This is a genomic window from Tenuifilum sp. 4138str (genome assembly GCF_041102575.1).
GTDB lineage: Bacteria > Bacteroidota > Bacteroidia > Bacteroidales > Tenuifilaceae > Tenuifilum > Tenuifilum osseticum.
Genome location: NZ_JBGCUE010000002.1, coordinates 1 through 20,375 on the forward strand (window position 1 = coordinate 1; position 20,375 = coordinate 20,375).

The window sequence follows — 20,375 nt, forward strand, 5'->3', positions numbered from 1 at the left end:
CTCTCCGCTCCCCGCTCCTCCGAACAGGGCTGCAAAGGTAGTAACTTTTTCCGTCCCGCGCAAGGGGTTACCCCAAAATTTTTTTTCTCCCCGTTCAGCTCCGCTCCCCCGCGCGCGCTCCCCTCCGAAAGCGGGTGCAAAAGTAGAAAAGCGTTTTTAATTACGCAAGGGTCTATACAGAATATTTTTGTTAAAGAGTGTTTCATGAAAGCCTATCCCCTGATTATCAAACCAAAAATTTCGCTTTCATACTTGAGATAGTTAGTTTTTGGCTAAAAAACGCTATCTTCGCACAATAGTTTATAAATTATAGTATTACAAACTACAATCATATTCAGATGTCGTTTAAAGAGAAACTCGTAATTATCCCTACCTACAACGAAAGTGAGAACATTTCCCGAATGATTGGCAAGGTAATGTCGCTTGAAGGGAACTTCCATCTTCTTATTGTTGACGATGGCTCACCCGATGGCACGGCCAGTATAGTTAAAGAAAAACAAAAGGAATACCCCGATAGGCTTTTTATGATTGAACGCTCAGGGAAACTGGGATTGGGGACAGCATATATCACTGGATTTAAATGGGCTTTGGCCAATGGCTATAAGTATGTTTTTGAGATGGATGCGGATTTTTCCCACAATCCCGACGATTTAATTAACCTGTACAATGCCTGCGTTAACGGAGCCGATCTGGCTATTGGCTCGAGGTATGTTAACGGGGTAAATGTTGTGAACTGGCCCATTGGACGTGTGCTTATGTCGTACTTTGCCTCTAAGTATGTACGGATGGTAACAGGAATGAAAGTGATGGATACTACTGCAGGTTTTAAGTGTTACAAAGCCGAAGTGCTAAAGGCTATCAATTTTAACAAGATAAAGCATATAGGTTACGGTTTTCAGATTGAAATGAAATTCACCGTATGGAAACTTGGCTTCAACATAGTTGAAGTACCTATAATATTTACCGACAGAAAATTTGGCGCTTCAAAAATGAGTGGAGGTATTTTCAATGAGGCATTATGGGGCGTGGTTAACATGAAACTTAAAAGCCTTTTTGTTTCCTACAAAAAACTTCATGCTTCAAACTAAATAACCATAAATGGGCCGACTTGCCATTATAAATGCTACCATTATTAACGAGGGCAAAACCTTTAAGGGGAACCTTATAGTTAATGGTGAAACCATTGAGCATATTAGTACCGCCCCATCAAGTGTAGATAAGTTCTTGCCCGAGGAGATAATAAATGCTGAGGGTTTATGGCTTTTACCTGGCGTTATTGACGATCAGGTGCACTTCCGTGAGCCAGGCCTTACCCATAAGGGTGATATTTACACCGAATCGAAAGCGGCTGTTGCTGGTGGTGTTACATCATTTATGGAGATGCCTAATACAAAACCACAAACTACAACCATTGAACTACTCCACGATAAATTTAAGATTGCAAGCCAAAAATCGTTAGCCAATTACTCGTTCTATTTAGGAGCCACCAACGATAATATTGATGAGATTACTAAGGTTGACCCTAGAAATGTTTGCGGATTAAAGGTTTTTATGGGTTCATCAACCGGTAATATGCTGGTTGATAATGAGGATGCGCTTGAAAAAATCTTTAGGTTCTCACCTACTATAATTACCACACACTGCGAAGACGAGGATACTATCCGCAAAAATCTTGAAAAATACCAAGGGCTATACGGAAACAACATCGATATAAAATATCACGCAAGCATAAGGAGCACTGAGGCTTGCTTCCTTTCATCGGCAAAAGCAGTTAGACTGGCAAAAAGACATGGTGCTCGCCTACATATCCTTCATCTTTCAACAGCCAACGAGCTGGAACTTTTCAACAACAGCATACCCTTGGCCGAGAAAAAGATTACCGGAGAGGTTTGCGTTCACCATTTATGGTTTAACGATAATGACTACGACAGGTTGGGCTGGCGTATTAAGTGGAACCCAAGCGTAAAAACTGAAACCGACCGGTTAGCACTCATCCAGGGTTTAAAAAACAACCTGCTCGATGTAGTGGCCACCGATCATGCCCCACACCTGATTAGTGAAAAAGATAATGTGTACACTAGTTCAGCATCGGGAGGCCCTATGGTTCAGCACTCGCTGTTAACTATGCTTGAGCTAAGCAGGAAAGGGTATTTTACGCCTGAACTTGTAGTTGAAAAGATGTGTCACTCCCCAGCCACTCTTTTCAGGATTGAAAAACGAGGCTTTATACGCGAGGGATACTTTGCCGACCTTGTGCTTGTTAATCCAAATAAATCACAGGCTGTTGCCAAGGAGAACCTGTACTATAAGTGTGGCTGGTCGCCCCTGGAGGGAGAAACACTTTCACACACAGTTGAAATGACAATTGTAAACGGGAGAATTGTTTACAGTAAAGGAGTTTTCAATGAAACCATTAAGGGAAAAGCTCTAACCTTTAATCCCTAAACCAATGAACATTAAGTTTAAGTTGATTTTGCTTGCTATTGTGTTTGGGTCGTGCAGCAATCTGCAGCCTAAAAATGTAATTGTTGACATTACAGGAAAGGAACAGGACTTAACCTTAATTGCCGATAGCATTAAGTATGAAGTTGTAGTTCAAGCATCCGAAAACGATATTTGGGAAAGTGAAAGGCTTCAAGGCTACCGGAACCACAAAAGTTTTATTGATGGCACATTTAAAGGTATACTTAGCGGTAAATTAAAGGTTTTTGACTATACAACTAACGAACCATTGACCGTTGAAGAGGTTAGAAAGATAATTGAAGACAATAAAATAGATGCTTCACAAATTGGCAAGCTACTTTTTACGGAAAAGTGGTTTACTGATAAACAAGGGCACCTCCATAAAAAGATACTCTCCATAACCTTTGGTAAATCCGAGTATAGCAAACAAGGAACCTTTAAAGGATATAGCGCGCTATTCACGGTAAAATACTAGGCGCTAGCTGGCGTCCATAACAAAGCGTGCAGTACTTCTGGTTCTTTGTTGAAGATAAACAACCCGATTGCCAATAAAATCCCCAATTATTTCCGGCGTGTAATGCCGAATGGTTAACAGTTCAAGGTTACTGTTGTAACGAACGGCAAATTCGTGTTTCATTTCTTCCAGTGCATCACCAAGCCGGAGCTTATCGTTGTCAACGCAAACGGTAAAGTTTATGGCTGAATTATGCACCATATTAACCTTAATGCGATGTTTATATAGCAACGCAAAAATCTTACTGAGGCAATCCTCAATTACAAACGAAAAATCGCGGGGCGAAAGGGTTATTAGAACCTGGTTTCTTTTGAGTACCAACACAGGGGGTAGCTTAACGGGAGTGTCGGAATGGGCAATTATAGTTCCCTGAGCATCGGGCTCCATGAACGATTTTACATAAAGGGGTATCTTTTTATTCTGTATAGGTTTTATTGTTTTTGGGTGAATAATTTGTGCTCCGCAATAGGCAAGCTCAATAGCCTCCTGATACGACACAATGTTAAGCTTAACCGCATTGCTGAAAATCTTAGGATCGGCGCTTAACACACCTGCAACATCTTTCCAAATGGTTACGTCCTGTGCGTCGAGAAGATTGGCAAGAATGGCAGCCGTGTAATCGGAACCCTCACGCCCTAGCGTGGTTGTTGTTCCCACCTCAGTTCCTGCTATAAAGCCCTGGGTTAAAAAGATATTTGCCGATGAGAAATCGAACTCACGCTGGCACAATAGCCGCGATGTTGATTCATCAATTACTCCTTCACGGTAAGATGTATCGGACCTCAGGCATCGCCTTGCATCCACTAAAGTATTGGCAATGCCAATAAAATTAAGGTAGTGGCTGACAATCCGGGTAGAGAAGAGCTCGCCGAACGACACAACCTGATCGTAATGGAAATCGTATCCCTTTGTAGGAGCCTGGCCAAACTGGGTTTCTAACTGGTTGAACAGGGTTTGCAGCTCAGCAATAAGCAAGTGGTTGGAATCCCCCTCAACCAAATCCAGTGCCTCGTTTAGGTGGAATTGCTTAATCTCCTTGAGTTTGGTATTCATTGCCGTTAAATCGGCATTCATCCAGTGCATTAAAACCTCCTCGAGCGCATTGGTTGTTTTAGCCATAGCCGATACAACAATCACTAGATTTTCTGCAGAAAATCTTTTTACAATGTTGGCCAAATTTCTAATAGCACCAGCCGACTTAACCGAGGCTCCGCCAAACTTAAAGACACGAATGGGTTTCATTGCCAAAAAATTTCTCAAACTTACAAAAAAGCAAAGTATTTCCCCTTAACATGTATGTTACTTTTTTTAGAGATTGCTTGTTAAGGAATGGTATCGCAAACGTTTTAAATTTGATTTTTTTTGTATTGCAATGCCTTTGCAACGGAAAAAATGGCTAATTTTACTCACAAATTAGAATTAATAACTATCATGCACGGTTACAATGTAAAAACACTAACACAGTTTATAATTGAGAGGCAAGCCGATTTCCCCTATGCTACAGGGGAATTCACCCGGTTGCTTTACCACGTGGGAGTAGCAGCAAAACTTGTTAACAAGAAGGTTAACAAGGCCGGACTTGTTGACGTTTTGGGCGAGGCGGGAAATATAAACGTGCAGGGCGAGGAGCAGAAAAAGCTCGACCTGTTGGCCAACTGGCAATTTGTACAAGCGCTTAAAAACAGCAGAGAGTGCTGCGGTGTAGCATCGGAAGAGGACCAGGAAATAATTACTTGGGACGATGAGCTTAGCCAGGATGGCAACTACATCTTTTGCATGGATCCACTCGATGGCTCCTCCAATATTGATGTAAATGTATCAATCGGAACTATTTTTAGCATTTACCGACGGATAAGCCCCCGTGGAACAAAGCCTACCATGGAGGATTTCCTGCAGCCTGGCAATAAACAGGTAGCCGCAGGGTACGTAATATACGGATCGTCAACTATGCTTGTTTATACCACAGGCCGTGGAGTTTACGGTTTCACCCTTGATCCATCCATAGGTGAGTTTTGCCTATCGCACCTTAATATAGTTACGCCACCCGATGGGGCAATATACTCCATAAACGAAGGTAACTATAACCACTTCCCTGAGGGTGTTAAAAAATATATTGAGTATTGTAAGCAGGAAGATAAGCCCACAAAAAGACCTTACTCTGCAAGGTATATTGGTTCGTTGGTTTCCGACTTTCACAGGAATCTCCTTAAGGGAGGTATTTTCATGTATCCGCCAACCGCATCGGCACCAAAAGGCAAGTTGCGCTTAATTTACGAGTGCAACCCTATTGCTTTCCTGGCCGAACAAGCTGGAGGCATTGCCACCGATGGTAAAAATAGAATTCTCGACATTAAGCCAGAATCGCTTCACCAAAGAGTTCCTATTTATGTAGGTTCAAAAAATATGGTTCAAAAGCTTCATGAATTTTTATAGAAACCTCAATAAATAAATATGTTATTCGCGCTAAACTGTGGAGCGTAAACATGTTATTCTCCAAATTCCACCACGTTAACCATTAACTACTTAATGGATTATATTATCCGAGTTTTTTCAATAGAAGCACAATAAATCATTTAAACAGCTTGTTTCTATTGACTTATCGAAGTAATCCAGACTTATCAAAATTTTTAATTCCGAGATCTCGGAATGATTAAATTTTGTTAGTCGATTCGTCAATTTAAAAATTCATATAACCAACTTCCTCCAAAAATGTTTCTGTATCCACATTTTTATTAGCCCGTTTGAATTTGTTAATTCATGGTCATTTGGTTTAGCCGTTCACTTTTTACTATTCCTCTAACTTCCTCTAACTCCATCATATTCTTCTTATTCCGAATCATTCCGAATCATTCAGGTTTATTCCGACTCATTCTTCTAAAATTAGCCCGTTTGAATTTGTTAATTCTATGGTATTTGGGATTAATATTGGTCGTATATAACATTAGCAGTACCTTAATAAAGAAGGGAAAGTAGTTAAATCCAGCTAAAATTTATTTTCAAATAATAATTTGCTCATTTGAAAGTTGGCTTATTCTATATATTTCATTTTCTGGTTTTTAGGAAAAATTGAAAAAATAATTAAATAAAATTTTTTAATCAATTTATTGTAAATATTTGCATTTTAAAATAAAATGTTTTTAAATTGCAATTCAAAACAATTAGAAATCAGGAGTTAAAACACTAAACTAACCAACCATGAAAAAAATTACACTCTCAAAAGAGGAGATTGAAGATCTAAAAGATCTTTACCAATCAGAGATCGATAGGGCACAACGACGAATTGATAGTTTAAAATCAATTTTGCGAAAAATTGAAAAGGGCGATTTAGGCGACGAAAAGGAAGTTGCCGCTCCTAAAAAAAGAGGACGCAAACCAAAAGTAAAAGAATCAGCAGAACCCACTGCCCCCAAAAAAAGAGGACGTCCCAAGAAAATTACAGCCGAGGCCGATAAAAGCGCCCAAACAAAAGAGCCCAAGAAAAGAGGAAGGAAACCAAAAGTAGCCTCAGAAACAAAAACTGAAAAACCAAAAAAAGGGCGTAAAAAAATAGCTAAGAAAAAGGTTAAAACATCGCCTCCCAAGAAAAGGGGACGGAAACCAAAATCGTTACGAAAGGGTTTAAAACCAACCGTTGGGGGCGAAAAAATTAAATGGAACGATTTAATTATCGATATTTTTAAATCGAACGATAAGTTGCTCCAGGCAAAGGACCTTACAGTGGGAGCTCTTGAAAAACTTCAGCTGCCCGAGGTTGAAAAGGACAGAACCCGTATGGCCGTAGCAACCAATCTTACAAAACTAACAAAATACGAAAAAAAGATTTTGAAGTACACCCGTCCGGACGATAAAATAGCCTACTACGGTTTGGCAGAATGGTTCAATGAGGATGGAACCCTAAAGCCTGAGTACCAAAATAAATTCTAAATTTCATTCTTTATCGATAAAAAGGCCGTAAATTGCGGCCTTTAATTTTTATATTATGGGAAGTGTATTTGAAACGGCAGGTCGCGCCCTTGGTGAGGTTGTTTACCAGAATCGAAATTTAGACCAGGTAATATCGTACTGGATTGCTCAAAATAAATTATGGGAGCCCTTTGATAAGTACCAGTTTGCAGTTATTGTGGAGGAAACAACACGATGGTGGAGGTTGCTGAACGAGCTGCACGATAGCGAATTTCCAAAATTTGGCTCACACACCCATAACATTGTAGCCATTTATACAACCCTAACACCCTTTGGATTTCCAGAGGAGCGTAAGATTCCAAAACATTTTAAAAAGAAGCTTCAGAACAAACTTAATCAGCTTTCAAATAACAGGGCAATAAAGGAGTCTATTCCCGATTGGCTCGATGAACTAGGTTTTAAGGAACTGGGCGAAAAGTGGCCAAAGGAGATTCATAGCTTAAATCATAAAGCCCCAATAGTCCTAAGAACAAACCTTTTAAAAACGAACGTTCAAGAGCTTAATAATTTTTTAAAACGTGAGGGGTATAAAACAAAAATAATTCCCAACACCCACGCCATACTGCTAACCGAATCGGCCAACATTTTTAAATCCGAGGCATTTAAGCTTGGAATGTTTGAGCAGCAGGATTTTTCATCGCAGCAAGTAGTTCCATTTTTAAATGTGGAACCGGGAATGCGTGTTATTGATGCTTGTGCCGGGAATGGTGGAAAAACATTGCACCTGGCAAGCCTAATGAATAATCAGGGAAGAATTATTGCCCTTGATACTGCCCCATGGAAACTTGAAGAGCTTAAAAGAAGGTCAAGAAAGGCTGGGGTTACAAATGTTGAGACCAAAGCCATAGAATCAACAAAAACGATAAAACGTTTACAGGATAGTGCCGATAGGTTGCTGATTGACGCCCCATGCTCGGGTCTGGGAGTGCTTAAGCGTAACCCAGACTCCAAATGGCGGTTGACTCCTGAAAATATTGCTGAGTTACGAAAAACTCAAAGACAAATACTTGAAAAGTATTGGTCAATGATTAAGGTTGGGGGCTGCATGGTTTATGCTACCTGTAGTATTCTACCGTCTGAGAATGAAGAGCAGGTTAAATGGTTCCTGGATCAAATGAATGGCCGCTTTGTACTGGAAGAGGAAAAAAACCTATCCCCATCCCAAACAGGATTTGATGGGTTCTACATGGCTCGACTGAAACGCATTGATTAGGTTGCTACTCCTCTACAATATGCCCAATTAATGTGGCAGGGGTGCAATCTGTTACCTCTACAAAAACAAACTCTCCAATTTTGTGGTTCTCCTTAGGGAATACAACTACCTTATTCTGGCTGGTTCGGCCAAAAAATTCATCTTTTGACTTTTTGGACTCTCCTTCAATAAGCACCTCAAAACGTTTGCCCACATCGTTTTTCTTGCTTTGCTCGGAAAGTTTACCTTGTAGTTCAATGATTTCCATTAATCTGCGAGTTTTAACCTCCTCGGGAACATCGTCCTTTAACTGGCGAGCAGCCTTTGTGTTAGGTCTCTCGGAGTACTTGAACATGTATGCAAAGTCAAAACCCACTTCACGCATAATGCTGAGGGTCATATCGTGATCGACCTCGGTTTCCGTGCAGAAACCAGCTATAATATCGGTTGATATAGAGCAATCGGGGATAATGGAGCGTATAGCTTTTATTCTGTCGAGGTAATCCTCCCGGGTGTACTTGCGGTTCATTAGCTGAAGAATGCGGGTAGAGCCAGATTGAACGGGGAGATGAATATGGTTGCAAATGTTCTCGTACATGGCCATGGTGTAAAGCACCTCATTGGTTAAATCCTTGGGGTGTGAGGTGGAAAAGCGAACCCTTAACCGTGGGTCAACCAGGGCAACCATTTCGAGCAAATCGGAAAAGCTTATCTTTTGCTTAACCAAGCCTTTCTGCTCCTCCCAGTGGTAGGAGTTTACATTTTGGCCAAGGAGAGTAACCTCGCGGTAACCAGCATCAACTAGTTCCTGAACCTCCCTTACAATGGTATGGGGATCGCGGCTTCGCTCTGCTCCACGTGTGTAAGGTACAACACAGTAGGAACACATGTTGTTGCATCCGCGCATGATTGAAACAAAGGCTGAAACTCCATTTTTATCGAGCCGAACAGGGCTAATATCGGCATAGGTTTCCTCCCGGGAAAGTAAAACATTGATGCCCTTTTGACCATCCTCGGCAGCACGCAGCAGAACCGGTAGTTCACGGTAAGCATCGGGGCCAACCACCAAATCAACTACTTTCTTTTCTTCTAAAAGCTGATCCTTTAGCCGTTCGGCCATACAGCCCAATACCCCAACCAACACCGATGGCTTTGACTTCTTTACCTGCCCGAATAAATCAATTCGTCCAAACACACGTGTTTCAGCATTCTCACGAATGGAGCAGGTGTTTATCAGGATAACATCGGCTTCGTTAATGTTGCTAGTTATTGCGTATCCATTGGCTATTAGAATTGATGCCACAACCTCGCTATCGTTCACATTCATCTGGCAGCCATAGGTTTCAATATAAACCTTAGGACGGCTACTATCATCGCTCAGCGCACTCTCAAAAATGCTGGCATCTTCGGCATTAAAATCCATTGGAAATCTTATTTTTTTGCAAAGGTAAGAATTTATGAATATTTTGCTTTAGGTGTATAAAGTGATACAAATCAATAGAGGCTAAATATTTTTGTTAAGCGCAAGTTTGTAGCTAACTTTGCACTTTACCTGTGACAAAAATAAAAAACTATGAGTGGACATAATAAATGGTCAACCATTAAACGCAAGAAAGGGGCTCTTGATGCCAAGCGTTCAAAGGAATTCTCTAGGATAATCAAGGAAATATCCGTTGCTGTAAAGGAGGGAGGGGCTGACCCTGAGGGTAACCCACGATTAAGGCTTGCCATTAACAACGCCAAAGGGGTAAACATGCCCAAGGAGAATATCCTAAGGGCTATTACTAAGGCTGAGAAAGATCCTGAAAACCTTCAGGAACTTACCTTTGAGGGCTATGGTCCGGGAGGCATTGCCATCTTTATTGAGTGCCTTACCGATAATAACAACCGAACCATTAGCGCAGTCCGTTCAACCCTGACAAAAAAAGGTGGAAACCTTGGAACCAACGGTTCGCTGGCATTCCTTTTTAGCCGAAAAGGTATCTTTACCATTGCAAAGGATAAAATCAACCTTGATGAGGTGGAACTCGATCTTATTGATGCCGGGGCCCAAAACATCGATGACAATGGTGATTTCTATGTGGTTACTACCGAAATGGAAGATTTTGGCAGAATGAATAAAAAGCTTGAGGAACTGAAAATAGAGGTGGAAAATGCCAGCTTGCAACGTATTCCTAACGATTTCAAATCGGTTGATAAGGACACTGCCATAAAGTTCCTGAAGTTGGTTGAGGAACTAGAGGATAACGACGACGTTCAGCAGGTTTACCATAACCTGGAGCTTACCGATGAGGTGATGGCTGCCATGGATAACGAGTAAACACAATAAAACCTTTTACTCCCCAATGCTGGGGAGTTTTTTTATTTTAGTATACACTGTATCAACGTGGCCAATCAATCATATTACTTTTGTGGGTATGGTATAACATTTGCTCTTACTAATTAAAACATAAAACATGAAGAATTTTTCTTTTAATTTACTTCTTTCCATTTTACTATTTGCGTTAGCAGGCTGTGGTAAATACAACGATTTAAATATCCATGGTGTTAAGGAGTATAGATTTAGGGGGATGAAGGATGGTGTAATATTCCTAAACCTAACGCTCGAAGTTGAAAACCCTAACCGGAAATCAATTGTAATAAAAGATATTCACTTTAAAGCTTGGCTAAACAATAGGGAACTTGGAAAGTTAAGAAGTAGCCATAAATTGAAAATAGAGGGCAAAAGCCGAAAAGATTATGAAGTCCCATTAGAGATTGTGCTCCGTACCCCAGCCGATGCATTTAAACTTATAGGCGAAGGGAAAAACCTGATTAACGTAATAGAGGTTGAAGGCTACATTAAAGGGGGAAATTTCCCTGTTGTAAAAAAAATTAACATCCCCCGGCAGCCACTAAGCGAACTAGCCAACTCATTCCAAAAGAAATTTGTTATTACAGATACTCTTTCGGTTCAACCTGCTGTAATGCCATAGATAAATTTTTGCTATTTTTGCAAAGAAATTATACTCTTTATGAGGAAAATTTTCCTACTTCTAGTGTTTCTCGGTTTAAGTTTTGGCATTTTTGCCCAAAACACAAACGGTACCACGCCCATACCAATAGTTAATGAGCTTCAAGCACAAAAGGCTGGAGAAGGTACAGTAACTATCAGGCAGAGCGAATCAATTACTCAAATCCATAACATTCGCTACTTGCATAATGCCAAATCGCCGGGGATGGAAGGATACAGGATCCGAATATTCTTTGAACTGGGACAGTTTGCCCGGAAAAATTCCGAAGATATCATGCAGGCCTTCATGGAAAAATATCCCGGAGTGCCTGTGTACCAGAATTACCAAAACCCATACTGGAAGGTATCAGTGGGCGATTACCGCTCGCGCGAAGAGGCTATCAAGTTTTACAACCAGATTATAAAGGATTACCCCAAAGCTTTCATTATTCCTGAACATATAAATTTTCCACCTCTAAATTAGTATGGCAACACCAGCAATCCGGCAACTGCAAAAGACTTCGCTAAAGATCCGCCAGGATGTAATTCGAAGCCTGACGGCCGCCGGATCGGGACACCTGGGAGGCTCACTTGGTCTTGCCGATGTTTTCACCGTTCTATACTTTAACACCCTAAACCATTTCCCTAAAGAACCAAACCACCCTAACCGCGATAGGCTAATCCTTTCCATTGGTCATGTTGCGCCAGTTTTGTACGCAACGCTTGCTAATGCAGGATACTTCCCGCATGAGGAACTGCTTACCTTACGCAAGCTAGGTTCACGGCTGCAAGGCCATCCGGGACGCGATCACGGTTTACCCGGAATTGAACTCTCAGCCGGTTCGTTAGGTCAGGGGTTATCGGTTGCTGTTGGTATGGCGCTCAGCGCTAAAATTGATAATTCCCAATGGCAAGTGTACTCTGTGCATGGCGATGGCGAACTACAGGAAGGATCCATTTGGGAGGCTGCCATGAGCGCCGCTCACTACAAACTCGATAACCTGACTGCCATTGTTGATCGAAATTTCTGTCAGATTGATGGCTACACCCATAAAGTAATGGAACTTGAGCCCCTTAAACTTAAATGGGAGGCATTTGGGTGGCACGTATTTGAATGCAATGGCAATAGTATTGATGAGCTAATTGATGTTTTTGGTAAAACCCGCAACATCACTGGCAAACCTAAAGTGATTATTGCTAAAACCCAAATGGGCTTTGGTGTTAATTCCATTCAAGGCGATTACCGTTGGCACGGTAAAGCCCCAACCCCGCAGGATGCAGAGAAATTTTTGGAAGAATTAGAAAAATATTACCACGAGCTAATCCATGGGTGAGTATATAAATAAAGGTGATAAAGCTACCCGCCTGGGATTTGGTGAAGGAGTTGCCGAAGCCGGTGAGGAATACCCCAACCTGGTTGTGCTTGGGGCCGATATCACCTCCTCGGTTGGATTGAATCTTTTTGCCGAACGGTACCCGAAGAGGTTCTTCTCCTTTGGTATTGCTGAACAAAATATAGCCGCTGTTGCGGCTGGTTTAGCATTAACCAATAAGATTCCTGTCTTTTCTACATACGGTGTTTTTGCAGCATTCCGTGCTGCCGATCAAGTTAGAATTTCAATTTGCTACAATAACGTTAAAGTAATAATTGGTGGCGCCCATGCGGGTATCTCAGTTGGCCCCGATGGTGCAACACACCAAGCCCTTGAGGATATTGCAGTTATCCGTTCGCTCCCAAATATCACACTAATTTCACCAGCCGATGCCAACCAGGCAAAGGCTGCCACCCTCGCCGCCATCAGGCAGGTTGAAGGGCCGGTTTACATCCGTTTCGGACGCGAACCAGTGCCCAATTTTACCGAGCCCAATCAGGTGTTTGAAGTTGGTAAGGGACAAGTCCTAAAAGCAGGAACCGATGTTGCAATTGTAGCCACCGGTCACATGGTGTGGGAGGCGCTTGAGGCATCAAAGCATCTTGCCAAGCAGGGAGTTAATGCCATGGTGGTAAACATTCATACCATCAAACCTATTGATAAGCAGCTACTGGTTGATGTTGCTAAAGCAACAAAGCATGTTGTAACAGTTGAGGAGCATCAGGTTCATGGAGGACTTGGCAGCGCAGTGGCTGAAGTACTTTCGCAGGAATACCCTGTCCCCATGAAGATTATTGGCATGCCCGATTGTTTTGGCGAATCGGGAACACCAGCTGAGTTGTTGCAGAAGTACGGTCTAAATGCCAATTCAATTGCCCAGCATGTTTTTCAGTTTGTAAATCGATTTAAACAATAAAACTTCAGGTAGATTTTATCTACCTTTTTTAATTGAATAATTTAGGAAGATATGAGCGAGCAGATTAAACACGAATGCGGGATTGCACTGATTAGGTTGCTTAAACCATTGGAGTACTACCAGCTTAAGTATGGTACCTGGCGATACGGACTTCACAAGCTTTACCTGCTTATGGAAAAGCAACATAACCGTGGGCAGGACGGCGCAGGGTTAACCACCATCAAGTTTGACCTTGCCCCGGGCAAAAAGTATATCGATAGGGAACGCTCAAACTCTTCAACTCCCATCAAGGATATTTTTGATGCTGTTAACAAAGGGATCAATAAGTACTCATCCAAACCCGAATTACTAAACGATCCGGTTTTTGCCAAGGAAAATATTCCGTTTGCCGGGGAGCTATTCCTGGGACACCTGCGCTACGGAACCTTTGGCAATAATGCCATCGACTATGTTCATCCGGTAATGCGCGACAACAACTGGAAGTCGCGTACGCTTGTCCTAGCTGGTAACTTCAACATGACAAACGTGGATGAGCTTTTCAAAAAGCTCGTCGATTTAGGCCAGCATCCCCGCGACTACTCCGATACGGTTACCGTACTTGAAAAAATTGGACATTTCCTCGACGAGGAAAACCAGCAGCTTTTCCGGCAGTACAAAAACGATGGTCATCCCAACATTGAGATAAGCAAGCTAATTGCAGAAAACATAAATGTTGCAAAAATCCTTCAGGCATCCACTAAAGATTTTGACGGTGGTTATGCTATGGCTGGCCTTATAGGCCATGGCGATGCGTTTGTGGTTCGTGACCCATGGGGAATTCGTCCGGCTTTCTACTATGCCAACGATGAGATAGCTGTTGTTGCATCGGAACGCCCGGTTATTCAAACTGTGCTTAACATTTCAACCGACGATGTAAAAGAAATTAAGCCCGGTTACGCACTTATAATTAAGCGCAATGGTACAATACTACACGAGGAAATAAGAATACCCCAAACCCGAAAATCATGCTCGTTTGAACGGATCTACTTCTCACGGGGAACCGATAAGGACATTTACCAGGAACGCAAACGGTTAGGCGAATTTTTAACCCCTGCCATCCTTAAAGCCATTAACTACGACCATGAGAATACTGTTTTTTCCTATATCCCCAATACTGCCGAAACGGCTTTCCTTGGGATGGTAAAGGGCGTAGAAGACTATATAAAGAACGAAAAGAAACGCAGAATTCTGGAAAAAGGGGCTAACCTCTCTGAAAAAGATATCGATGAAATAATATCTACTCGCCTAAGGGTAGAAAAAATTGCTGTAAAAGACGTGAAGCTACGCACCTTTATTGCGCAGGATAAAGGGCGCGAAGATCTGGTTGGTCACGTTTACGATATTACCTATGGAACTCTTCGTCCCGGAGTTGATAACTTAGTGGTAATTGACGATTCAATTGTTCGAGGGACAACCCTTCGGGAAAGCATTCTCCGAATACTTGATAGGCTTAACCCTGCCCGCATAATTGTTGTATCATCGTCGCCACAAATCCGCTACCCCGATTGCTACGGAATTGACATGGCTAAGCTTAGCGATTTTGTGGCCTTCCGTGCAGCTATTGAACTGCTTAAGGAAACCGGTCAAGAGGGCGTTATTAATAGCGTTTACCGCAAGTGCAAGGAGCAACAGAATCTGCCCAAGGAGCAAATAATTAACTATGTAAAGGAGATCTACCGCCCGTTTACCGATGAGCAGATTTCGCAAAAAATTGCTCAGCTTCTTACCCCAAAGGATGTAAAGGCAGAAGTAAAGATAGTTTACCAATCCATTGAAAATCTTCACAAGGCTTGTCCTAACGACCAAGGCGACTGGTACTTTACCGGCGACTACCCCACCCCTGGTGGTAACCGAGTGGTAAACAATTCGTTTATCAACTTTATTGAGGGCCGAAATCAGAGGGCGTATTGACAAGGATAAAGGATAAAGAAAAAGGATAAATAGTAGAGGTTTAACTTTCAGGGTTATTTTGAATCCTTCCCCCACCTTAAACCCAAGTGGTACTTATCCTTTAACTTCTTTATAAAGGTTGATATATGCCGCTCAACCTTATGCTGGTAAATATCAGGAATGGTTATGAGAATGGCAGTTTCCTCAACATCGCCAAAGTAAGGATTAATAACCGTACCAAACACTTTCATGGATGGGCTTAGGTTCATGTAAGAGTTGATAAGGGGTGGAATGCGCTCACCAAACTCGCGTATTTTTTTGGACAGAATCTTGTAGTCTTCTTCATAATTCTTACCAGTAAATACCTGGGCCATAGCCTGCCTGTCGATGTTTACCTCAATTGGATGAATTGGAGTTACCAGGTTCTCGGTATCCTTGAAATATTTTTCAAAAAAGTAGAGCAACATATTACGGGCTTCAACTTTGTAAGTACGATACATGGTAACCTTGCCGAAGAAATACTTAATATGTGGGTTCAGCACAATGAGCGCTCCCAGGCCATCCCAGAGGTTATCGAGCGCATATAATCCCTTTCCGCTTCGGGAAAGTGATTGGTACTTTGGCTGAACAAATGAGCGTCCCAGCTCTATCATCTGGGGCATGTACTCATTAATAAACTTATCGGAAAAGTTAAACAAATGCTTAGTCGATAGGTTTATCTCCTCACCCTTGCTTGGGTCAACGCTGTGAAAACGATACCCACCAAGTATCTCCTTTTCGTGTGGATCCCACACTATAAGCTGTTTGTAGCAATTCACACAGGTATCGTACTCATCAATATCAACCTCCTCTCCAGTGCCTCCCCCAGCCGACCTGAAAGTAAGTTCCCTAAGCCGACCAACCTCACGCATCAGGTTGGGTGCGTTATGGGCTGTAAATATGTAAAGCTCGTTGTTTGCGTTATTGGTATGCCTAACAAGTTTATCGGGGGTAAGCTCATTAAGGAGTAGTTCCCTGTCAACCGGTTCAATTATTTGCTTCATGGCGGTTAGTGGTTATTAGAGTTTTGTTTTCCTAATTCATACACTATTGCTTTCACCCATTTTGCCCATTCTGCTGGTGATTTTGAACTATCGAAAGTAGTGTATGGAATTGGCTCCCCAATTATTACAGTAATGCTTTTGCCTTTTTGCTTAAACATCTCATTAACGAGGTAAAGCATCTCAATGTTTGCTTTTATTCCCAAAAAAGTTCTCAACTTTGCTAAATTGTAAAAGAAGTTGGAGTTCCTGCCGCTAAAGAATACTGGTACAATGTCGCGCTTATGCTGAATTGCTTTAACAATAAAGCTTTTTTTCCACTCCAAATCCTCAATTCGGCCATGCTGCTTGCGTGAGCAAAGGCCTGCCGGAAAGTACAGCACCTGTGCATCAGAAGCAAAAGTAGCATCCATTAGCTTTACATTTTGGGAACTTTGTGCACCATGCTTGTTAATGGGAATGAATATGTTATGTAATTGAGTGATATGCATTAGCAAATCGTTCACAGGAAATTTTACCTCAGGATATCGTTTACCTAACAGGTGAATCAGAATCATTCCGTCCAAACCGCCTAGCGGATGGTTCGAGGCAAACAGGTACCTACCATCGGGCTTAAGATTCTCTATTCCTTTTACCGAATAGGTAACCTGCATAACTTTAAGCGCTTCCTCAATAAAATCAACCCCTTGCTTATGCCCGTGCTTTTGAAGCACCTCATTAATCTCGTCCTGATGTATGATTCGCTTTAGGTATCGAACAATAAAACGAGGCAATGCCCTTTGAAGCCGTGGACTTTTTGAGGCAATTACTTTATCGATATCGATTAGGTTTTGCTGCACTTCGTAATAAATTTAAGTGCAAATATAATAAAACCCAAGGATGATTATTCTTACATTCTTACTGATACTTCAATCTATCGAATTGAAATCCAAAAGGACGCAATACCGTTAAGCATCATCTGTACACCAATGGTAGCAACAATTAGCCCGAATATTCGCACAAGTGGGCCCATCAGGTTGAACCGGTTAAGGGCCTTTCCAATTGGCCTTGAGTAATACATGAAAAGGTAGTTTACCCCCAAGGCTACCGCCATTGACACAATGGTATTGGTATGACCGTAGTGCGCTGGGAAAGTAACCGCTGCCGTAATGGTTGCCGGACCCGCAATCATAGGAATAGCTATTGGAACCGCTGTTATATCCTTGAGGTTTACGCCTGAATCAACACGAATGAAAGCCCCCTTCTGCAATCCATTTATTCCATTGTAGAATAGCACTATGCCCGATGTAATTTGAAAAGCATACAGCTCAACATGAAATACATAGCTAAATACCAGCTCACCTAAAAGAAGAAAGAATAGCAAAACAATAAACGCTGTGAGTGTAGCCTTAGTGGCAATAAATCGAGTTTTTGACTCATCAAATTGCCCCTGTAGGGTTGTCATTACAAATACTTTCTGTATTGGGTTTACCAATGCCAGTAGGGCAACCATGCAACTTAACAGGAATTTTAGCTTAAAGGCCATCATGGTAAAAAAAATAGGTGGACACTAATTAGTATCCACCTAAATTACATATATTTTATTTATATACCTACAATAGTAAACTCTACCCTTCGGTTTTCAGCACGTCCTTTGGCTGTGGCATTGCTTGCCTTGGGTTTGCTTGGACCGTATCCCTTGGATGTAATTCTATCCTTAGGAATACCCATTTTTATGATATAATCGGCAACTGATTTTGCCCTGGCATCGGACAGCCGCTGGTTAACAGCTGCCGACCCTGTATTATCGGTATGTCCGCCAATTTCTACTATTACATTGGGGTATTCATTTAGGAACTCAACCAGGGCGTTAAGTGAGCGGAACGATTGTGGTTTCAGGTTTGCTTTACCAATGTCAAAGTAGATAAAGTCAATATTAACTGATTGACCAACCTCAATTGGAGTTACGTAAAAGTTCTTGGCAATTTTAGTTCCCTTTTTCACTTTGGTTAGGTCAATCTGCTCGTACTTATTGTAAAAGTTCTTGACAGAGGGCAGAACGTCGTATGACACTCCAACGGGCAACTTCAAGGTATAACTTGCCGATGTGGAGTCGTAAATAAACCCTCTGGTTTCAGTTCCGTTTACCTTCAACTTCACGGGCACCTCTTTTTCAAGGGGTTGTCCTGTCTTCAAGTTAATAACCTTACCGCTTAGTATTGCCATGTTAGCATCTTTACGCTCAGCGAAAACCTCATGCTTAACCTGGGTAAACTCAACATAACCGGTTAAATCGAGTTGATTCTCCAATGACTTGTAATCCTTTGATTCAATTGCAGTAACGTACTTCTTTCCAAAAGGTAATCGTACCTTAAACTCACCAGTTACTGGGTCGATGCTAACGCTATCGGCGGTTGAACCATTAATCTTAAGTTTTGGTGCTGAAGCCCCAATTATTGGCGTAAAGGTTGAATTATCGAGCGCAACCCCATTCACCTCAACCCAGGGTACTGTTGTAGCATAAAAATCAACCTGTTTCTCCGTATAGTACTTTGCATTGGTTACATCAATAGTATCGGTTTTACTTGTAAAGTTGGGCAAGTTAAGGGAAAGTATGTATCTGTTCCCTAATGGTAGGGTCATACTGTACTTTGCTATTTCAGTTTCATACTTTACCGAATCGCTTGCGGCCCCATTTACCAATATCTGGTATTTCATTTCAGGGTTAATAGGGAGTCCAGTTCGAGTATTTATAACCTTACCGTAAATCCTTACTAAAGGGATGGGCTGCAGGTATAAATTCTTAGACATTTCAGAGTATTCCTTAACGGCAGTTAAATCCAATGTATCGGGGATGCCCACCCAGTTGGCCAACTCAGGAATTAAGGAATGTTTTTTTCCAAAGGGAAGAAGTAGCTCATACGAAGCTGAGGCCCTATCAATTTTTAAGCTATCCGACTTTTTCCCATTAACAAGAATGTTGTATCCGGTATCGGCAAGCATAAGACTCTCCTCGGCCTTGTTCATTACAAGCCCGGTTAACTTTACGTAGGGGAACTCTTCGTAAATCTTTACCCGGATGATTTCTGAATGCTCCTTCTTTGAGTTTGATGAGCAGTAGTAGGCCCAACTTTCCTTAGCGTTTAAACGGTAGTAGTTTTCCCAACCCGGTGTATTAATGGTATCGTTCAGGGCAGTGGGCGACGACCAGTTTAGGTAAGTATCGTCGGTGCGGTTAGCCATGTATATATTGTTGTTCCCATCAACCTTGCAGCTGAAGAAAAGGGCATTGCCATCCTTGCTTAGGAATGGCGCCTCGTAGCTATCGCCAAGGGCACCATCGCCAATCTTTACCTTTTTGGGTTTTGAGTAACCATCGCCCTCTTTTACCGAAAGGTAAATTGAATGATTTTTCCCACCCGCACGCTTACTGAACGATGTAAGTAAATATTTCCCATCGGGGGTGAGGTATGCAGTTGTTGTTAAACCTTTGTTCATCCTGGTAAACCCCTTCACGTTCAACTGCCTGGGCTTACCCCATGTGTTTTCATCAATCCTCTCAATAACCGATAAGCCTCTTTCAGTCCAGTACTTTCCATTCTCAGAGTAATGGCCATTAATTATAAACGTTTTACCATCATCGAGTATGCCAAAAATTGCATTGTAGCGACCAATGTTAATGGAATTGGGTAAGCGCTTAGCTTCGCTCCAGGTGCCATCGGGGTTCAATGTTGTGCACCATATATCTTGACTATCGGTCTCGCCAAACCTATTCTCAGGGTGATTAACCCGTGTGAAATACAGGGTTTTCCCGTCGGGGCTTAGTATTGGATTGATTTCAGCATACCCTGAGTTAATCTCACCACTCAGCTTTTGAGGGGTAAAACCGGTTTGTGCAAATATCTTGGAACCAAAACTAATTATGCTGAGTGCTATGAGGATTTTGCTTACAACTTTTAGTTTCATCGCTTTTACCTTTAAATTGAATAATTGCTGAATAATCGGTATTTGGGA

At 41.9% G+C, this 20,375-nt stretch carries 18 protein-coding genes; 12 read left to right on the forward strand and 6 right to left on the reverse strand.

Translation table 11 applies throughout. From position 1 onward, the window contains the following. The first annotated feature begins 338 nt into the window (after positions 1-338). The 3 genes from AB6811_RS01840 to AB6811_RS01850 are packed head-to-tail and all read left to right on the forward strand — an operon-like array spanning position 339 to position 2,938. The gene (locus AB6811_RS01840) at positions 339-1,088 is read left to right on the forward strand and encodes a polyprenol monophosphomannose synthase (protein WP_369488508.1); all 750 of its coding nucleotides are present in this window, start codon (positions 339-341) and stop codon (positions 1,086-1,088) included. Between the two features lie 10 nt (positions 1,089-1,098). After that, on the forward strand, positions 1,099-2,445 hold the full coding sequence (locus AB6811_RS01845) for a dihydroorotase (RefSeq protein WP_369488509.1): 1,347 nt from the start codon (positions 1,099-1,101) through the stop codon (positions 2,443-2,445). A gap of 4 nt (positions 2,446-2,449) precedes the next feature. After that, positions 2,450-2,938 (forward strand): hypothetical protein, encoded by a 489-nt coding sequence (locus tag AB6811_RS01850; protein WP_369488510.1) that lies wholly within the window; start codon positions 2,450-2,452, stop codon positions 2,936-2,938. 3 nt (positions 2,939-2,941) lie between these two features. Here AB6811_RS01850 and AB6811_RS01855 read toward each other — a convergent pair whose 3' ends face one another. Then, positions 2,942-4,219 (reverse strand): aspartate kinase, encoded by a 1,278-nt coding sequence (locus AB6811_RS01855; RefSeq protein WP_369488511.1) that lies wholly within the window; start codon positions 4,217-4,219, stop codon positions 2,942-2,944. 150 nt (positions 4,220-4,369) lie between these two features. On the opposite strand from AB6811_RS01855, the gene fbp reads away from it, so the two are divergent. The 3 genes from fbp to AB6811_RS01870 all read left to right on the forward strand — a co-directional run bounded on the left by fbp (position 4,370) and on the right by AB6811_RS01870 (position 8,153). Continuing rightward, positions 4,370-5,410, forward strand: coding sequence for a class 1 fructose-bisphosphatase (gene fbp, locus AB6811_RS01860; protein WP_369488512.1), 1,041 nt, complete (start codon positions 4,370-4,372; stop codon positions 5,408-5,410). A gap of 762 nt (positions 5,411-6,172) precedes the next feature. Beyond that, positions 6,173-6,901 (forward strand): hypothetical protein, encoded by a 729-nt coding sequence (locus tag AB6811_RS01865; protein ID WP_369488514.1) that lies wholly within the window; start codon positions 6,173-6,175, stop codon positions 6,899-6,901. Positions 6,902-6,956: 55 nt separating this feature from the next. Next, positions 6,957-8,153: an RsmB/NOP family class I SAM-dependent RNA methyltransferase gene (locus tag AB6811_RS01870; RefSeq protein WP_369488515.1), complete on the forward strand. Its 1,197-nt coding sequence runs from the start codon at positions 6,957-6,959 to the stop codon at positions 8,151-8,153. Between the two features lie 4 nt (positions 8,154-8,157). On the opposite strand, the gene miaB is transcribed toward AB6811_RS01870, so the two are convergent. Continuing rightward, positions 8,158-9,555 (reverse strand): tRNA (N6-isopentenyl adenosine(37)-C2)-methylthiotransferase MiaB, encoded by a 1,398-nt coding sequence (miaB, locus tag AB6811_RS01875; RefSeq protein WP_369488516.1) that lies wholly within the window; start codon positions 9,553-9,555, stop codon positions 8,158-8,160. 150 nt (positions 9,556-9,705) lie between these two features. Between miaB and AB6811_RS01880 the strand changes: the two genes are divergently transcribed. The 6 genes from AB6811_RS01880 (at position 9,706) to AB6811_RS01905 (ending at position 15,363) form a co-directional block, all read left to right on the forward strand. Further along, positions 9,706-10,452, forward strand: coding sequence for a YebC/PmpR family DNA-binding transcriptional regulator (locus tag AB6811_RS01880; RefSeq protein ID WP_369488517.1), 747 nt, complete (start codon positions 9,706-9,708; stop codon positions 10,450-10,452). A gap of 136 nt (positions 10,453-10,588) precedes the next feature. Next, entirely contained in the window at positions 10,589-11,107 is a 519-nt protein-coding gene (locus AB6811_RS01885) for an LEA type 2 family protein (protein ID WP_369488518.1), read from the forward strand. Between the two features lie 39 nt (positions 11,108-11,146). Next, positions 11,147-11,608: an SPOR domain-containing protein gene (locus tag AB6811_RS01890; RefSeq protein WP_369488519.1), complete on the forward strand. Its 462-nt coding sequence runs from the start codon at positions 11,147-11,149 to the stop codon at positions 11,606-11,608. Between the two features lies 1 nt (position 11,609). After that, entirely contained in the window at positions 11,610-12,458 is an 849-nt protein-coding gene (locus tag AB6811_RS01895; RefSeq protein WP_369488520.1) for a transketolase, read from the forward strand. Then, the gene (locus tag AB6811_RS01900) at positions 12,451-13,413 is read left to right on the forward strand and encodes a transketolase family protein (protein ID WP_369488521.1); all 963 of its coding nucleotides are present in this window, start codon (positions 12,451-12,453) and stop codon (positions 13,411-13,413) included. Before AB6811_RS01895 ends, AB6811_RS01900 begins: the two co-directional genes overlap by 8 nt. A 51-nt stretch (positions 13,414-13,464) precedes the next feature. Next, positions 13,465-15,363, forward strand: coding sequence for an amidophosphoribosyltransferase (locus AB6811_RS01905; RefSeq protein WP_369488522.1), 1,899 nt, complete (start codon positions 13,465-13,467; stop codon positions 15,361-15,363). A 53-nt stretch (positions 15,364-15,416) separates the two neighbouring features. Here AB6811_RS01905 and glsB read toward each other — a convergent pair whose 3' ends face one another. The 4 genes from glsB to AB6811_RS01925 form a co-directional block, all read right to left on the reverse strand. After that, positions 15,417-16,385, reverse strand: a complete 969-nt coding sequence (gene glsB / locus AB6811_RS01910) for a glycine N(alpha)-acyltransferase GlsB (RefSeq protein WP_369488523.1) — start codon at positions 16,383-16,385, stop codon at positions 15,417-15,419. A gap of 5 nt (positions 16,386-16,390) precedes the next feature. Further along, positions 16,391-17,221: a lyso-glycine lipid O-acyltransferase GlsA gene (gene glsA, locus AB6811_RS01915; RefSeq protein ID WP_369488524.1), complete on the reverse strand. Its 831-nt coding sequence runs from the start codon at positions 17,219-17,221 to the stop codon at positions 16,391-16,393. 74 nt (positions 17,222-17,295) lie between these two features. Continuing rightward, complete coding sequence (locus AB6811_RS01920; RefSeq protein WP_369488525.1) at positions 17,296-17,910, reverse strand: MarC family protein; 615 nt, start codon at positions 17,908-17,910, stop codon at positions 17,296-17,298. 56 nt (positions 17,911-17,966) lie between these two features. After that, complete coding sequence (locus AB6811_RS01925; RefSeq protein WP_369488526.1) at positions 17,967-20,327, reverse strand: OmpA family protein; 2,361 nt, start codon at positions 20,325-20,327, stop codon at positions 17,967-17,969. Positions 20,328-20,375: the final 48 nt, after the last annotated feature.

Coding starts and splice junctions, on each gene's coding strand:
- AB6811_RS01840 (WP_369488508.1), top strand. CDS start 339: ATGTCGTTTAAAGAGAAACTCGTAATTATCCCTACCTACAACGAAAGT.
- AB6811_RS01845 (WP_369488509.1), top strand. CDS start 1,099: ATGGGCCGACTTGCCATTATAAATGCTACCATTATTAACGAGGGCAAA.
- AB6811_RS01850 (WP_369488510.1), top strand. CDS start 2,450: ATGAACATTAAGTTTAAGTTGATTTTGCTTGCTATTGTGTTTGGGTCG.
- AB6811_RS01855 (WP_369488511.1), bottom strand. CDS start 4,219: ATGAAACCCATTCGTGTCTTTAAGTTTGGCGGAGCCTCGGTTAAGTCG.
- fbp (WP_369488512.1), top strand. CDS start 4,370: ATGGCTAATTTTACTCACAAATTAGAATTAATAACTATCATGCACGGT.
- AB6811_RS01865 (WP_369488514.1), top strand. CDS start 6,173: ATGAAAAAAATTACACTCTCAAAAGAGGAGATTGAAGATCTAAAAGAT.
- AB6811_RS01870 (WP_369488515.1), top strand. CDS start 6,957: ATGGGAAGTGTATTTGAAACGGCAGGTCGCGCCCTTGGTGAGGTTGTT.
- miaB (WP_369488516.1), bottom strand. CDS start 9,555: ATGGATTTTAATGCCGAAGATGCCAGCATTTTTGAGAGTGCGCTGAGC.
- AB6811_RS01880 (WP_369488517.1), top strand. CDS start 9,706: ATGAGTGGACATAATAAATGGTCAACCATTAAACGCAAGAAAGGGGCT.
- AB6811_RS01885 (WP_369488518.1), top strand. CDS start 10,589: ATGAAGAATTTTTCTTTTAATTTACTTCTTTCCATTTTACTATTTGCG.
- AB6811_RS01890 (WP_369488519.1), top strand. CDS start 11,147: ATGAGGAAAATTTTCCTACTTCTAGTGTTTCTCGGTTTAAGTTTTGGC.
- AB6811_RS01895 (WP_369488520.1), top strand. CDS start 11,610: ATGGCAACACCAGCAATCCGGCAACTGCAAAAGACTTCGCTAAAGATC.
- AB6811_RS01900 (WP_369488521.1), top strand. CDS start 12,451: ATGGGTGAGTATATAAATAAAGGTGATAAAGCTACCCGCCTGGGATTT.
- AB6811_RS01905 (WP_369488522.1), top strand. CDS start 13,465: ATGAGCGAGCAGATTAAACACGAATGCGGGATTGCACTGATTAGGTTG.
- glsB (WP_369488523.1), bottom strand. CDS start 16,385: ATGAAGCAAATAATTGAACCGGTTGACAGGGAACTACTCCTTAATGAG.
- AB6811_RS01920 (WP_369488525.1), bottom strand. CDS start 17,910: ATGATGGCCTTTAAGCTAAAATTCCTGTTAAGTTGCATGGTTGCCCTA.
- AB6811_RS01925 (WP_369488526.1), bottom strand. CDS start 20,327: ATGAAACTAAAAGTTGTAAGCAAAATCCTCATAGCACTCAGCATAATT.